The organism is Mesorhizobium qingshengii (assembly GCF_900103325.1).
Lineage (GTDB): Bacteria > Pseudomonadota > Alphaproteobacteria > Rhizobiales > Rhizobiaceae > Mesorhizobium > Mesorhizobium qingshengii.
Window position 1 is genome coordinate 67671 of the sequence record NZ_FMXM01000024.1, and the last position, 14360, is coordinate 82030.

Genomic DNA, 14360 nt, shown 5'->3' on the forward strand with positions numbered 1-14360 from the left:
CGATCGCGGGGGCTAGCCCGTCGATACGCAAGGCTGGTGAGCATTGCCGAGAAGCTCGACAGTTTCGCCCCTTGGCCGCCTTATCGATAAGCGTGACATATGCGTCTTGGCCCCGCGGATATTGACGGTCCGACATTCAAGTCGAGGTCAACATTTCGCGAAACTCTTTTCGCGGCCATTGGGCACCATCTCCTGCAGCAGTCTATATCGACGCGGCAATGTCCGCGATTGAGCGAAACAATATAAGAGGATCGCTCCTCGATGTGAGGAACCCTCGTCGCTTCCAGAAGGCAGCGGCCTCGTCATCCACGGCATTGACCATGAGTGCGCGGCCACCAACAAGGCTTGCCGCGGCGACACAGCGTTCAAGCGCGTGCTTGACTAGGCCTGTGCCGATGCCACGACCTGCCCAGCCTATGTCAGTCGCGAGCTGGCCCAACAACAAGCAAGGAACAGTATCGGGAGGCTGGCCGGTACGAATCGAGCGCCGTAGGACATTTGGGACGATGGCAGTCGGCGCGAGACCATAGTAGCCGACGACGCGGCTCGCTTCATGGACAACAAGAACGGCAGTGAAACCCTTCTCTTGGTTCGAAAGCGCGCGAGCCTTGAGCCAGTGGTCCAGAGCGGGCTTGCCGCAGTTGAACTCAGAGACACCATGAGCCGCCGTGAGCGGTTCAGGAACCGAGAGCGCCAAGGCTCAGCCTCTTGGAACGTAGCCAGGCTCCCAAGGCGCCGGACGCTTTATCAGTTCGACCATCTCCGGCACAACCGTGGCAGGCGCGGATAGGATCGCCATGAACTCAGTGAATCCATTCGCGCTCATACGGATCAGCCTGTTTTCCATCAGCACGTCCTCCGCCGCTCGGACAGCCGCTTCGCGGACAAAATCCGTGCGCGACCGCCCGCGTAGTCCGGCGGCGCGATCGATCATCGCGATATCCGCCTCTGGAAGGCGCATCGAAATGGGGTGTTCCTTACGTTCAGCGTTCGCAGCCATGTCGGCCTCCTCACCCGCTAGCTAACAAATCGTAGTGCAAATTACAATACCGGCTTTTCAAAGGCAGACCCGGAGGACATCCGCAGCGATGCCTCGATCTGGCCACCGCAGTAGGCATCTCCATAGTCTCCTCGCTTTGGCCGCCAGATTGGCCAACGGCGGCAGATCAGCGACGCTCCGCGTCAGCGGTCGGCCATGGTCGACCACTGGGTGGCCGCCACGACGTCGGCAATACCCGGTGACTCGCCGCCCAAGAGGAAGCCGGAGCGCGCCTTCACGCCGTGGGCGGCGCCCGATCTCTTCCCAGAACAACATTCTTCAGGCGGGGGACGAAGTCACGCCAGCGTTTTTCCGTTCACATCTAACGGCCGCCAGGTAGGGTGATCTCCAAGCGGAGAAGTTAACGGCAGCCTTGACCGGCAGCGCCGCCAGTGACCTACTTGATCACCAAAAGGGCAAAATATCGGCTAATCGGATTGGTGGAAGCGAGCGAATGGACATTCGGTCAACACTCATTGAACTATGCGACGCCTTCAACGCCCACGATCTCGATCGCATAATGTCCTATTTCGCCGACGATTGCGTGCTGGAGATGCCGAGGGGAAGCCAGCCATGGGGTTCCCGCTTCGAAGGCAAGGAAAATGTTCGAGCGGCTCTGGCCACTCGCTTTGAAGGCTTGCCAGATGTTCACTACGGCAACGGCGAGCACTTCGTAGATGCAGAGGCCGGCACCGGCATCTCCAAATGGCTTCTCACGGGCACCGCTTCCGACGGTGCGAGAAAAGAAGTCCGTGGTTGCGACTTTTACGCATTTCGCGAGGGCAAAGTGATCCGCAAGGATTCGTACTGGAAAATCGTCGAGTAAGAGCTAAGCACTCCCCACTCGGTGGATCGCGCAACTGTTGCTCAGTTCCGACAATGTGCACTGGCCTTCCGACGTGCGGATACAGATAGAGCGTCCGTGCTTATAAGTTAGCCTCACGTTTTGAGCCGGCGTGAATCCGGTTGCAAACTCATTCGGGCTGAGCCCGTCAAGCTCGTGTGCTGGCGGTTAGCGTTGTGGTCAATCCTCCATTCTTCGATGGCGTCGCGTGCATGACGATAGCGGTGTCGCTGGCAACTTGCTGTTGAGGAAATGGCGCGCGCTGGCCGAAATCGCCTGCATTCACAGCCGGCCGGAGCTACGCGCTCGATGAATGACGAGGCACTTGGAGCTGTTGCAGGGACCGGACCTGAGGTCTCCAAATGATCGTCGCGGCGACCTACCCTTAGCACCTCGCTTGCTTGACAACGGTGTGCAAAGCAGTAGTTTTCCGGATGTAGACCGACCGGTCGGTCTGCATCTGAATGGGAGGACCATCATGCACATCGCCAAGGAAAAGATAGATGTCAGGCTTGAACTGCCGGGAGCCGTCGTCCGACAGCACACTGGATTCGGAGACGTCAGCGGATACGGCAAGATCAGCGGAGAATACTTCAGCCTAGCCGCAGGGGTGGACACATCTCCGCTGTTTCAGGGATTGGAGGGCAACATGTGCCAATGTCCGCACTGGGGCTACGTGCTGTGTGGCCAGATCACGACGACGGACGTGTCCGGCCACAAGGAAACGGTGAAAACGAACGACTTGTTTTACTGGCCTCCCGGACACAATGTGCACGTCGACGAGGAAGCGGAGATCGTGATGTTCAGCCCACAGCATGAGCACAGCCACGTCATAGACCACATGATCGCGCGGGCGACAGGCTGAGGATCAAAGCTGAATGCAGGCCGAAACAAAGCGGACAACTCCGCTCAAAGAGCGGATGATCGCCGAGGGCCTGCGCATGCTGCTCGAGCATGGCTACAATGGTCTTGGCGTTCAGGCCGTGCTCGATGCGACTGGAAGCCCGAAGGGCTCCTTCTATCATCATTTCAGGAGCAAGGAAGACTTCGCTCTCGCGGTGGTCGACGCCTACATTGCCAACGTGCACGCGCTTCTCGAGGAATGCGTGAATGATCACACAAGGCCACCGCTCGACCGTATCCGCCTGTTCTTCGAAACCGTCGAGCAGTCTTATCGTGAGGAAGGCTATCTCGGCTGCCTGATGGGTGGCCTGGGCCAAGAATTGTCGGGCGTCAGCGACGTCTTCCGCCGCAAGATCGACTGGTGCTTTTCCTCGATAGCCGAACGGCTGACGGTCGCCCTTGAAGACGCGCGCAAGTCGGGCACTATTCGCGGCGACTCGGATTCGCGTCACCTCGCCAACCTTCTTGTGGATTGTTGGGAAGGCGCTGCCCTTCGTAGCCGGCTGAAACGCAGTCCGGCCTCGCTCCAGGCGATGCTCGAATTTTTCTTCTCCTCGGTGACCAGCAGCGGCTACTAAGCGGCCGCCGCTTCGCGAGGGAGGATAGGCGACACCGCCTCGAACTCTTTGAGGGCCGTCCTGCGCTCTCCTGCCGTCCCTTGCGCGCAAATAAAGGAGAGCAGGTTGCGCTTCCAGGAGGTCCTGATCGCGGTTGATGACGATCCGATCGCGGCCCCCTGCCGCCGAGGTGGGCGTGGACCTGGCGCGCTCCCTCCATGTCCCGATCGCGTTGATTCATATCCGGCACGTCATTGATGGCTGACTTCCGCGCCCGGTTGCCTCCAGGAACGCTCGCGCTGCAGTTCCTACAGGAAGGGGTCCCGGGAGCGGAGATCGTCAAGGCCGCCGCGGCATCACGCGAGCCCTGGTGGGCAGCGTTGCGGAGGCGGCTAGGGTGTCATTTCGCCCCCTACCGGAACTGACCTCTATGAAGTCTTCTGGCAATCCAGCTGCCAGCCCCGATTTGACGGCCGTTGTCCGATAGCCAGATCAAAGCCCGCTCTCGCGCGCGATCGCGGGGGCTAGCCCGTCGATACGCAAGGCTGGTGAGCATTGCCGAGAAGCTCGACAGTTTCGGTATCAGGCCGGCCATGGGTATCGGTGATCTGGCGGAGCGCGCCTGCGATCATGGCGAAGCGGGACTCATTCATGCGCCGCGAAATCAGCAGATATCGCGCGCCGGATGCCTTCCAACTGGCCATGTCGACACTGTTGGAGAGGTCGAGCTCGAGCCCGCCCGTGCCGCCAATCTCGCTCCAGGAGAAGAGGCTCAGATGGCAGCCATGCACCCCGACATAACCAAAGTGGCGTGCGACATGCTTGCCAATCGCGACCCTGGGTTCGGCGAGCTGCAGGAACAGGCCCGCGCTGTCGAGCCGCGGCGCATCGAAATCCGCGACGGGACGGGCTGCTTCCGGCTTGGCGGCCTGCGCGGACCAACTGTCGTAGAGCCCGAGCGCGTCCGCGAGGGTCGCACCCTCGGCGAGGGGCGGACCGTGGTGATCCCGCTCGTGCCACGAGATGGCACCGACCAGGATGAAGGCGAGGAGGCAGGCGGCGGCGACCCAGATGAGGCCCGCTAGGCGCCGCTCCGCCGTCTTCGGAGGCGAAACAACGAGCACGCCGGCCGGTTCCGCAAAACCCGCAACGGCGTATTTCAGGGCGGAGAGCTTCTCGATCTGCAGCGCGACGTGGCGGTCGCTCTCGGCAAGGCGCGCCATCAGCGCCATTTCGCGCGCGGGCAGCTCGCCGTCGACATAGGCGCTCAGCGTATCGAAGTCGGGCATCTCGTCGGTCATCACCTTTGCGCCGTTCCTCTTCTGGGAAGCATCTCAACAGCACTATCCGTAAGCATCGAGGAGAGCGCCCGCCGGGCGCGACTTACCCGACTCATCACCGTGCCTGGCGGGATGCCGAGGACGAGCGCGGCCTCGCCATAGCCGAACCCCGCGATATCGACCAGCGACAGCACGTCACGATGCTCCTCGGACAGCCGCGCGAACGCCTGGCGCACGGCAAGGGCATTCACCAGCACCGATTCCAACCCGACCGGCTGCATCGCAACCTCCGCGAGAAGGTCCATCGCCTCGTCCACCGCGACCTTGCGCCGCTCGCGGCGGACGCGATCGATCCAGAGGTTGCGCAAGGTCGTGAACAGGAACGCGCGGAATGCGGGTTCGCTTTCAGGCAAGGATGGCGCAATCAGAGCGCGCGCCACGCAGTCCTGCAAAAGGTCACGCGCCGTCTCCCGATCGCGCGAAAGCGCCATCGCATAGCCCATGAGGCGGTCCTGGCACGCCTGCAGCCTCCGGGCGAAAATTGCGTCAGCTGTCAACACGCGTTCGCGCTGGATACTCCCTCGATTTCCGCTGTTCGCAGATGGCCATCGATCAATAGTTCGCTGCGAGATACTTGGCTATGGCGTCAACCGCGGACGGGTCGATCGAGGCACCATAGACCTTGATCATCTTGTTCGCTTCCGCCGTCCAGAACTTTTCGCCCTGTCGAGACGGTTGGGTAGCGATGTAGTCAGACGAATGGCAGGCGCTGCAATTGGTCTGCACCGCTTCCACCCCAGGAGCGTCCTTGAAGTGCGCGGTCTCGTCGGGCAGCTTGTAGGTCATGGGCTCCCCACTGGCGAGACCGGTCATGGCTGCGCCAAAGAGGATTGCTGCAATGGTCTTGTTCATTTGTTCCTCCCTCAGGCAGCCGTGACGTGGGTCTGTTCGACGACGTTTCGCATGTAGCCGGACGGGTTCCACAGTGGCCTCGCGGGCTGCGACTGGCCGATGCGATTGACCGCCCGGACCATCAGGACGTGATCGCCCTTCGCAAGCTTGACTTTTGCCGTCCATCCCCGGAACGAATATCTGCCGAGGTCCTTGCCGAGCGTCGCCTCCCGCCAGGTCTTGCCGCCGTCGCTCGAGATGTCGACTTCGGTTATCCCGTAACCGCCGTCGAAGGCGAAGCCGCGCAATTCGACGTCCTTGTTAGCCGGCAGCTTGTGGCCATCCATTACACTGGTGATGAAAGAGCGGACGTCGAAGCGATCGATCGGGGTCGTCGATGACGGAGCGGTACCCGGCTCGATACAGGCGCAGGCATTGTTTGGGATGCGATAGGCGGTCTTCATCCAGAAGTTCTCAAGGGGCTTCTCGAGAATGGTCACCTGTTGCAGATGCTTTACCCAATAGGTCCCGTAATAGCCCGGGACGATGAGACGAACCGGAAAGCCGTTCAGCCAAGGCAGGTCCTCGCCGTTCATCTGGTAGGCGATCATCACCTCACCGTCACGGGCGTGGTCGATGTTCAGCGCCTTGGCGAAATCCGGAGTGGCGGGATCGACCGGCCCATCCATGCCGTCGAACTGAACCTGAACCGCAGTCGCCTTCACAGCGGCCTTGTCGAGGATGGCCTTGAGCGGCACCCCTTTCCAGCGGGCGTTGCCCATGGCGCCGTTCGCAAGCTGGCCGCCTGCCACGCGCGGGTCGAACAGTCCGCGGCTGTTGCCCGAACACTGGTTTACGGCAACCAGTTCGAGCGGCTCGTAGTCGGATTTCAGCTGGTCTAGGCTGAGCGAAAATGGTTTTTCGACCGCGCCGGCTATCTTGACGACGTATTTTGCCGGGTCGATCTCGGTCGGGATGCCAGCCAGATGATAGCGCACGAAGAAGGCATCGTTTGGCGTGATGATGTTCTCGTCGAACACGCTGAAGGGCGTTTCAAGCTGCGGCGGGCGCTGCGTGAGCACGATCAGCTCGCGCTTGCCTGGGTATTTCATCATCGGTCGCTCGCCGTTGCCGATAGGCAAGGTCGCCATGTCGGCTGCCAGTGCGGGGCGCAAGAAGGTGGCGGCTCCGATCGAGGCTGCTGCCCAACCGGAGGAGCGCAGAAGGTCGCGTCTGTTGATCATGTGTTCCTCCCTGATCGATGGAGAAGACGTGCCACAGAGCCGGTTTATTCCAGGGGCCCTCAAACAAATTCAGGCGGCGAAAGTTGCTGAGAGATCGGAAGCGGCTGTGCCGGGTCGAACGGGTTCCTCGGTCGTCGGCGAGCTGCGCTCACGGCATCACTTGCAGATGGGGGAACTGAAGGCAGCCAAGCTGCTGAAGCGGCCGCGAGGCCGGGCGGTTATTGCCGAGGTTCTCGACAGATTGAAGGGCGCCCCCAATTACCCCCTGTCAGCATAGCGCCGTACGCACGACGGGACGCGGGACCGACTGTGCCCGTACGGCGCTGTCCGTACGGGCTGCCACTATGATGGAATTGTGCGTTCGAAACATCGGCGATTTCGCGGCGCCAATCCTGAAGAAGCTTTTGGGCCGAAAGCCGAATGACAGCTTCGCGACTTCGGAATGGCGATAGCGGACGTTTCGCATGGGAGGCTTGGAAGTCTCGACCTGACCCTCGGGATCCGGGGCTGTCGGACCAGACGACATGCCAATTCAACGGAATTGGTGGGCCTACGCTTGCTCAGCCAGCGACCCGAGTAGGCAGCAAAGCGCTTGCCTATTTGGTATGCTGGTATAATATGTACCTGACATAGCGTGTTCCCGAGGGTTCCGCTGTGCTCGTATGGCAAGCCAAGCCGATCGTGTTTTTGGGAGGAAATACCATGAGATTTGAAACTGTGGCGGCGCTCGCCGGCGCTGCGATGGTGGGCATTACCGCAGTGCCGGCAATGGCGTCGTCGGACGCGCCGGTCATCGCGCTCGCCAACGCCTATTACGGCAACACCTGGCGGCACCAGATGGTGGAAGCATTCGAAGCCTCGGCCAAGGAAGCCAAGGCCGCCGGGCAGATCGCCGACTATATCGTCATGAACGGCGACGGCTCCGTCGCGCAGCAGAACAGCCAGATCGCCGAACTGATCCTCAAGAAGGTCGACGTGCTCGCCGTCGACGCTGCCTCGGAAACAGCGGTCAACGGCATCATCGAAAAAGCCTGCAAGGCCGGCATCATCGTCATCTCCTTCGATTCGGTGGCCTCGGCGCCCTGCAACTACCAACTTAATTTCGACTTCAAGGGCTACAAGGCCACCCAGGCCGAGGCGGTCTTCAAGATGCTCGGTGGCAAGGGCAATGTCCTGCAGGTGCGCGGCGTCAAGGGCTCGGCGCCCGACAACGACATGTTCAATGCGCAGCAATCGGTGCTGGCGAAGTACCCTGACATCAAGGTGGTCGCGACCGTCTATGGCCAGGCGACCGCCTCGGTGGCGCAGGCGGCGATCGCCAACGTGCTGCCCTCGCTGCCGCATGTCGACGCCGTGCTCGGCCAGGGCGGCAGCGACGACGTCGGCATCGCGCAGGCCTTCGTCCAGTATGGCGGCGACTACGCCGGCAAGATGCCGATCATCGAGGGTGGCGGCGGCACCGACTTCGTCAAATGGTGGGCCGACGAGAATGCCAAGAACGGCTACCAGACCGTGTCGATGAACACCACGCCGGGCATTGGCGGCGCTGCCTTCTGGCTCGGCCTGTCGCTGCTGAAGGGCGCCACGGCGCCCAAGCTGATGATCATGCCTGTGGCAACGGTCGATGCCAGCAACCTCAAGGACTATGCGAAGCTGCCGGGCGGCCAGATCATCAGTCCGAGCTACTCGCTGGACTGGGTGAAGCAGAACCTGCTGAGCAAATAACACCACCAGTTCTGCCGATCGGGCGCCGCCGCAAGGTTGCGCCCGACGCTGGCGATCGAAGAAACGGAGGACGAATGTCCCAGCTTGCCGTTGCCGAACAGGACAGCGCCGCGGCCATGGCGCGCCTCGCCCCTATCCGGCAAAGCGTCATCACGCTCACCGGAATAACCAAGAGTTTTGGACCGACCCTCGCCAATGCCGGAATCGACCTCTCCGTCGCTGCCGGCGGCGTGATCGGGCTGGTCGGCGGCAATGGCGCGGGAAAATCGACGTTGATGCGCATCCTGTGCGGTGCGATGTGGCCGACGCTGGGCTCCATTTCCTTCGCCGGCGAGGAGCTTGACTTCACCGACTACGGCACCGGCGAAGCGCAGCGGCGCGGCATCCGCATGGTGCATCAGGAGCTGTCGCTCTGCGCCAACCTGTCGGTCGCCGAGAACTTCTTTCTGGAAACCCCCGGCGACGCGGCAAGCCGGCCCGGCTGGCGCGCGCTCTACCGGGCTCGCGCTCGCGAGGCGCTGGACGCGGTTTTTCCTGGCAACGCCATCGATGCCGACGCCGAAGTCGGCCACCTCTCCATCGCCGAACGGCAGATGGTCGAGATTGCCCGTGCCGCGGCGACGCCCGGCGTCAAGCTGATCGTGCTCGACGAGCCGACATCCTCGCTCGATCTCGACCGCTCGAAGCAGTTGCGTGCCTTCATCCGCGAGCGGGCGCAGGCCGGGCTTGCCTTCATCTTCATCAGCCACAAGCTGCAGGAGATCATCGACATCGCCACCGAGATCGTGGTGCTGCGCAACGGACGCACCGCATGGCAGGGCCATGTCGCGGACGCCTCGATCGGCAAGCTGGTCCAGCTGATGGGCGGCGATGCCAATCCGGTGCATCAGCACGCGGTCGCCGCCGCCTCCGCCCAGGACGTGCTGGTGCGGCTCTCAGGCGCGCTGACGGCGGATCTCGGCCACGACATTAACATCGTGCGCGGCGAGATCGTCGGGCTGGCCGGCCTTGAAGGCAGCGGCCAGAAGGAGCTGCTGCACGCCATCTTCAGGCCCGACCGCAAGCAGAGCGCGGCGGTCACGAGACATGCGCAGGCCAGCTTCATCGCCGGAGACCGGCAGAAGGAAGGCGTGTTCCCGCTGTGGAGCGTGCTTGGAAACATCAGCATCGGCGCACTGGCCCGCCGCCCGGCACTCAGCCTGGTTTCAGATCGCGCCAACCGCGACACGGCCGCCGGCGCGGCCAGCAAGTTGCGGCTCGACGAAAGGCGGTTCGGTTCCAACATCACCGAGCTCAGCGGCGGCAACCAGCAGAAGGCGCTGGTCGCCCGGGCGCTGGTCGCCGACACCCCCATCATCCTGCTCGACGACCCGACGCGCGGCGTCGACATCGCCACCAAGCAGGATTTCTATCGGCTGTGCAACGAGATCGCGCGCGGGGGGCGCGCACTGGTCTGGCAAACGACCGAGGACGCCGAACTGCTGGCCTGCGATCGCGTGCTGGTCTTTGCCGGCGGACGTATCGTCCGCGAACTCTCAGGCGCGGCGATCACCGAATCGGCGGTTGTCGGAGCCTCTTTCACGCAGCCGGCGGACGGGCTGGCCGGTGCCGGGCACAAGGATGCCGCCGCGGCCGGGCTCGGCCGCAAGCTGGTCAACGCAGCGCCCTTCATCAGCCTTGCCGCCGTGCTCGCCGTCATGATCTCGGCAAATCCCGCCGTCGCCTCGATCTTCGGCCTCGATCTGCTGCTGATGCCGGCATTGTCGCTGGTGCTGGTGACGGCGGCGCAGATGTTCATCGTCGGCGGCAGCGAGATCGACCTCGGCGTCGGCGCCTTTGCCGGCCTCGTCAGCGTGCTCAGCGCCACGCTGCTCTATGACCAGCCATGGCTCGGCGCGCTGGCGCTCGTGGCGGCGCTCGCCGCCTATGCCGGGCTTGGCGGCGTGGTCCAGGCGCGCAAGATCCCGGCCATCGTCGTCACGCTCGGCGCCTCCTTCATCTGGGTTGGGCTGGGCTATGCGCTGCAGCCGACGCCCGGCGGCGCCAGCCCGGAATGGCTGTCGGCGCTCTTCAGCTGGTCGCTTGGCATGGTGCCGACTTCCGTCATCCTCATCGCCGCCGTCGCGCTGATCGTCTTCATCATCGACCGGCTGCCGCTTGGCGTGGTGCTGCGCGGCTTCGGCAACAACCCCGTCGCCATGATCCGCTCGGGATGGTCGCCGACGCGCTATGCCCTGGTGCGGTATCTGATCGCCGGGCTGTTTGCGGGGGCGGCAGGTCTGTCGCTGACGGCGATCAACACGGCGAGCGACATCAATTCCGGCAACTCGTTCACGCTGCTCAGCGTCGCCGCCGTGGTGATGGGCGGCTGCTCGCTGCTCGGCGGCGTCATCTCGCCGGTCGGCGCCATCGCCGGCGCCGTCACTCTGTCCCTGATCGGCGCGCTGCTCGGCACGCTCAGCGTCAGCAGCGATTTCAACGCCGCCACGCAAGGCCTGATCCTGATCGCGCTCTTGACGTTGCGCAGCCTGACCGCCGACCGCAGGAGCGAACAATGAACGCTCTGACCGCCTTCAGCCTCTGGGCGCAGAGGAACCGCTGGATCTGGGCGGCGATCGGCGTCCTGCTTCTGTGGCTGGTGCTGTCGATCGTCACCAACCGCTTCAGCCTGTCCAGCCTGTCTGGGATTATCTTGTCGGCATCCTTCCTGACGATTGTCGGCATCGGCCAGATGTTCGTGGTGACGACCGGGCGCGGCAACATCGACCTCTCGGTCGCCTCGGTCATCACGCTCAGCGCCTTCGTCGCGCTGCTCACCATCAAGGGCCAGGATGCCAACCTCGCCATCGGCGTTGCCGCGGCGATCCTGCTCGGCCTTGCCGTCGGCGCGCTCAATTCGCTGCTTGTCGTCGGGCTCGGCATCCCGGCCATCATCGCCACACTGGCGACCGGCTATGTGCTCGCCACCGCGACGCTGCTGTCGAACCGGGCGATCTCGGGCTTCACCGTCAGCCCGGCGCTGAAATACCTGGCATCGGGCCGCATTTCGGGCGTGCCGATCATGGCCGTCATCGCCATCCTCGGCGTGGCGGCGACCTCCTTCGTGCTGCGCTACACGGTGTTCGGCCAGCTGTTGTCGGCGGTCGGCCAGAACCGCACCGCCGCGCGGCTCGCCGCCATCAGGAACGGGCCGGTGATCGCATCGGCCTTCATCATCTCATCGGTGCTGGCATCGCTCGACGGGCTGCTGCTCGGCGCCTATATCGGTGGCGCCTTCCTCGAAATGGGCCAGCCCTACCTCTTGCAGTCGATCGCCGCGGTGGTGCTCGGCGGAACGCTGATCTTCGGCGGCGCGGCAACCGCTGTCGGCACCCTGTTCGCCAGCATCCTTTTGATCCTGATCGTCACCACGATGCAGATCATCGGCCTGCCTCCGGGCGCCCAGGACATCGTGCAGGGCATCGTCGTCATCTTCGTGCTTGCGCTTGCCGGACGACAGGCGATGACGCGGCGAGCACCCATCGAGCCGGCACGCGGCGCCGACGATGACGCGCTGCCGGCCGGAGACCGGCCGGCATGAGACTGTCAGCAGGACCCTGTTCAAATTGCCAAATCATGGTAGAGTGATTATACCAGTTAATAACATAACGATCGGCGCGGCCATCGTTTGAAATCGGGAGTTTCGGATACATGACGACGATTGCGCTGTTCGGGGCTGGCGGGAAAATGGGCTACCGCCTGTCGACCAATTTTCGCGGATCGCCCTACACGATACGCCATGTCGAGGTCAGCGAAGCCGGCCGCGAGCGGCTGAAATCGGGCCTGGGCTTTGACACGGTCAGCGCCGATGCGGCGCTCGACGGCGCCGATGTCGTGATCCTTGCCGTTCCCGACACGCATATCGGCAAGGTGGCGGCGAGCATCGAAAGCAAGCTGGCGCCAGGCACGATGGTGGTGGTGCTCGACGCGGCGGCACCCTTCGCCGGCCATCTGCCGAAGCGTCCCGACCTCACCTATTTCGTCACCCATCCCTGCCATCCGCCGATCTTCAACGACGAGACCGACATGGCGGCCAAGAAGGACTATTTCGGCGGCGTCAAGGCCAAGCAGCACATGGTCAGCGCCTTGATGCAGGGGCCGGAAGAGGACTACGCCAAGGGCGAGGCGATCGCGAAAATCATCTGGGCGCCGGTCATGCGCTCGCACCGTGTCACGGTCGAGCAGATGGCCCTGCTCGAACCCGGCCTGTCGGAAACGGTATGCGCCTCGCTGCTGGTCGTCATGAAGGAAGCGGTCGATGAAGTCGTCGCGCGCGGTGTCGACAAGCAAGCGGCGCTCGATTTCCTGCTCGGCCACATGAATGTGCTCGGTGCCGTCATCTTCGGCGAGACCAAGGGCGTATTCTCCGACGCCTGCAACAAGGCGATCGAGTTCGGCAAGCCGGTGCTGATGCGTGACGACTGGAAGCGGGTCTTCGAGCCGGAAGAGATCGCCGCGAGCATTCAGCGCATCACCTGAGGAAGACTTGCACAAGCGCGTTCCGAACCACCTGGATGCGTCGGCGAAACTGTCGCCGACGCCCCCTACCCCAGCGCTAATCAGGTACATATCATCTGAATTTGTGGTTGACTCATTATACCAGTTAGCCTTAGCTGTTCACTGGCTCGGATCGATCACGCTTCGCTGGGAAATCGAAGCCGGGACGAGTGGAGGATGGCGGGGACGGAAGCGAGATCGTTTCGGATGAAAGCCGGCGAACGGCTTTGACCCGGAGCGGGGTGCTGCCTGCGCTGCCTGACGGAATTCGATGCAGACAATGGCCTTGACCGATCAAGGCACGAGTTTTTTCAACGGGAGGACTTCATGAAACTCACACGCAGAATGACGCTTGCGGCTTTCGCCGGCATGCTGGCACTTGGCACGGCAATGCCGGCCTATGCGGCGGATCTCATCGCTATCATCACACCCTCGCACGACAACCCGTTCTTCAAGGCGGAAGCCGACGGCGCCGAAGCCAAGGCCAAGGAACTCGGCTACGAGGCGCTGGTGCTCGTCCATGACGACGACGCCAACAAGCAGTCGCAACTGATCGACACCGCGATCGGCCGTGGCGCCAAGGCGATCATCCTCGACAATGCCGGCGCCGACGCCACCGTCGCCGCCGTGCAGAAGGCCAAGGACGCCGGCGTGCCGTCCTTCCTGATCGACCGCGAGATCAACGCCACCGGCGTCGCCGTGGCGCAGATCGTCTCCAACAACTACCAGGGCGCCCAGCTCGGCGCGCAGGAATTCGTCAAGCTGATGGGCGAGAAGGGCAATTTCGTCGAACTGGTCGGCAAGGAATCCGACACCAATGCCGGCATCCGATCCAAGGGCTATCACGACGTCATCGACGACTATCCGGACCTGAAGATGGTCGCCCAGCAATCGGCCAACTGGAGCCAGACCGAAGCCTATTCCAAGATGGAATCGATCCTCCAGGCCAACCCCGACATCAAGGGCGTCATCTCCGGCAACGACACGATGGCGATGGGCGCCTATGCGGCGCTTGTCGCGGCCAACCGCAAGGACGTCATCGTTGTCGGATTCGACGGATCGAACGACGTGCGCGACTCCATCACCTCCGGCGGCATCAAGGCGACCGTCCTGCAGCCCGCCTTCGCGCAGGCGCAGATGGCGGTCGAGCAGGCCAACGACTTCATCAAGAACAAGAAGTCACCGGCCAAGGAAAAGCAGCTGATGGACTGCGTTCTGGTCAATGGTGACAATGCTCCCAAGCTGGAGACCTTCGCGCTGACCAACTGAGCCAGCGTGACTTGAACGGGAGGGGCGAACCGAGGTTCGCCCCTCGTCTCCATTCTTCTGTGAGTGCCGATC

14 protein-coding genes and 1 pseudogene are annotated in these 14360 nt (G+C 62.9%); 8 read left to right on the forward strand and 7 right to left on the reverse strand.

Annotated features, from left to right (window positions below; all coding sequences use genetic code 11):
* Positions 1 to 202: 202 nt before the first annotated feature.
* The 3 genes and pseudogenes from BLS48_RS28680 to BLS48_RS36845 form a co-directional block, all read right to left on the reverse strand.
* Complete coding sequence (locus tag BLS48_RS28680; RefSeq protein ID WP_091585159.1) at positions 203 to 697, reverse strand: GNAT family N-acetyltransferase; 495 nt, start codon at positions 695 to 697, stop codon at positions 203 to 205.
* 3 nt (positions 698 to 700) lie between these two features.
* Entirely contained in the window at positions 701 to 1000 is a 300-nt protein-coding gene (locus BLS48_RS28685; RefSeq protein WP_091585161.1) for a type II toxin-antitoxin system TacA family antitoxin, read from the reverse strand.
* Positions 1001 to 1182: 182 nt separating this feature from the next.
* Positions 1183 to 1284 (reverse strand): annotated as a pseudogene (locus BLS48_RS36845) (glutathione S-transferase); the annotation flags it as partial.
* Between the two features lie 128 nt (positions 1285 to 1412).
* On the opposite strand from BLS48_RS36845, the gene BLS48_RS28695 reads away from it, so the two are divergent.
* The 3 genes from BLS48_RS28695 (at position 1413) to BLS48_RS28705 (ending at position 3364) form a co-directional block, all read left to right on the forward strand.
* Entirely contained in the window at positions 1413 to 1865 is a 453-nt protein-coding gene (locus BLS48_RS28695; RefSeq protein ID WP_244529947.1) for a nuclear transport factor 2 family protein, read from the forward strand.
* A 496-nt stretch (positions 1866 to 2361) separates the two neighbouring features.
* Positions 2362 to 2748, forward strand: coding sequence for a cupin domain-containing protein (locus BLS48_RS28700; RefSeq protein ID WP_091585230.1), 387 nt, complete (start codon positions 2362 to 2364; stop codon positions 2746 to 2748).
* A gap of 13 nt (positions 2749 to 2761) precedes the next feature.
* Positions 2762 to 3364, forward strand: coding sequence for a TetR/AcrR family transcriptional regulator (locus BLS48_RS28705; RefSeq protein WP_208604683.1), 603 nt, complete (start codon positions 2762 to 2764; stop codon positions 3362 to 3364).
* 503 nt (positions 3365 to 3867) lie between these two features.
* Here the strand turns inward: BLS48_RS28705 and BLS48_RS28710 are convergent.
* Genes BLS48_RS28710 through sorA form a run of 4 tightly spaced genes read right to left on the reverse strand, consistent with a single transcriptional unit; the run spans position 3868 to position 6758 of the window.
* On the reverse strand, positions 3868 to 4644 hold the full coding sequence (locus tag BLS48_RS28710; protein WP_091585163.1) for an anti-sigma factor: 777 nt from the start codon (positions 4642 to 4644) through the stop codon (positions 3868 to 3870).
* Positions 4644 to 5183: an RNA polymerase sigma factor gene (locus tag BLS48_RS28715; protein ID WP_280142551.1), complete on the reverse strand. Its 540-nt coding sequence runs from the start codon at positions 5181 to 5183 to the stop codon at positions 4644 to 4646. Before BLS48_RS28715 ends, BLS48_RS28710 begins: the two co-directional genes overlap by 1 nt.
* 52 nt (positions 5184 to 5235) lie before the next feature.
* Positions 5236 to 5535, reverse strand: coding sequence for a SorB family sulfite dehydrogenase c-type cytochrome subunit (gene sorB / locus BLS48_RS28720; protein WP_091585167.1), 300 nt, complete (start codon positions 5533 to 5535; stop codon positions 5236 to 5238).
* An 11-nt stretch (positions 5536 to 5546) separates the two neighbouring features.
* A complete protein-coding gene (gene sorA, locus BLS48_RS28725) occupies positions 5547 to 6758 on the reverse strand; it encodes a SorA family sulfite dehydrogenase catalytic subunit (RefSeq protein ID WP_091585169.1) in 1212 nt (403 codons plus the stop codon).
* A gap of 702 nt (positions 6759 to 7460) precedes the next feature.
* On the opposite strand from sorA, the gene BLS48_RS28730 reads away from it, so the two are divergent.
* From BLS48_RS28730 to BLS48_RS28750, 5 genes are all read left to right on the forward strand, one after another.
* Positions 7461 to 8483 carry an ABC transporter substrate-binding protein gene (locus tag BLS48_RS28730; RefSeq protein WP_091585171.1) on the forward strand — a complete coding sequence of 341 codons (1023 nt, stop codon included), beginning with the start codon at positions 7461 to 7463 and terminating at the stop codon, positions 8481 to 8483.
* A 74-nt stretch (positions 8484 to 8557) separates the two neighbouring features.
* Positions 8558 to 11041 (forward strand): ATP-binding cassette domain-containing protein, encoded by a 2484-nt coding sequence (locus tag BLS48_RS28735; protein ID WP_091585173.1) that lies wholly within the window; start codon positions 8558 to 8560, stop codon positions 11039 to 11041.
* Complete coding sequence (locus BLS48_RS28740; RefSeq protein ID WP_091585175.1) at positions 11038 to 12063, forward strand: ABC transporter permease; 1026 nt, start codon at positions 11038 to 11040, stop codon at positions 12061 to 12063. Before BLS48_RS28735 ends, BLS48_RS28740 begins: the two co-directional genes overlap by 4 nt.
* A gap of 110 nt (positions 12064 to 12173) precedes the next feature.
* Positions 12174 to 13001 (forward strand): phosphogluconate dehydrogenase C-terminal domain-containing protein, encoded by an 828-nt coding sequence (locus BLS48_RS28745; protein WP_091585177.1) that lies wholly within the window; start codon positions 12174 to 12176, stop codon positions 12999 to 13001.
* Between the two features lie 345 nt (positions 13002 to 13346).
* Entirely contained in the window at positions 13347 to 14288 is a 942-nt protein-coding gene (locus BLS48_RS28750) for a D-ribose ABC transporter substrate-binding protein (RefSeq protein WP_091585179.1), read from the forward strand.
* The last annotated feature ends 72 nt before the right edge of the window (positions 14289 to 14360 follow it).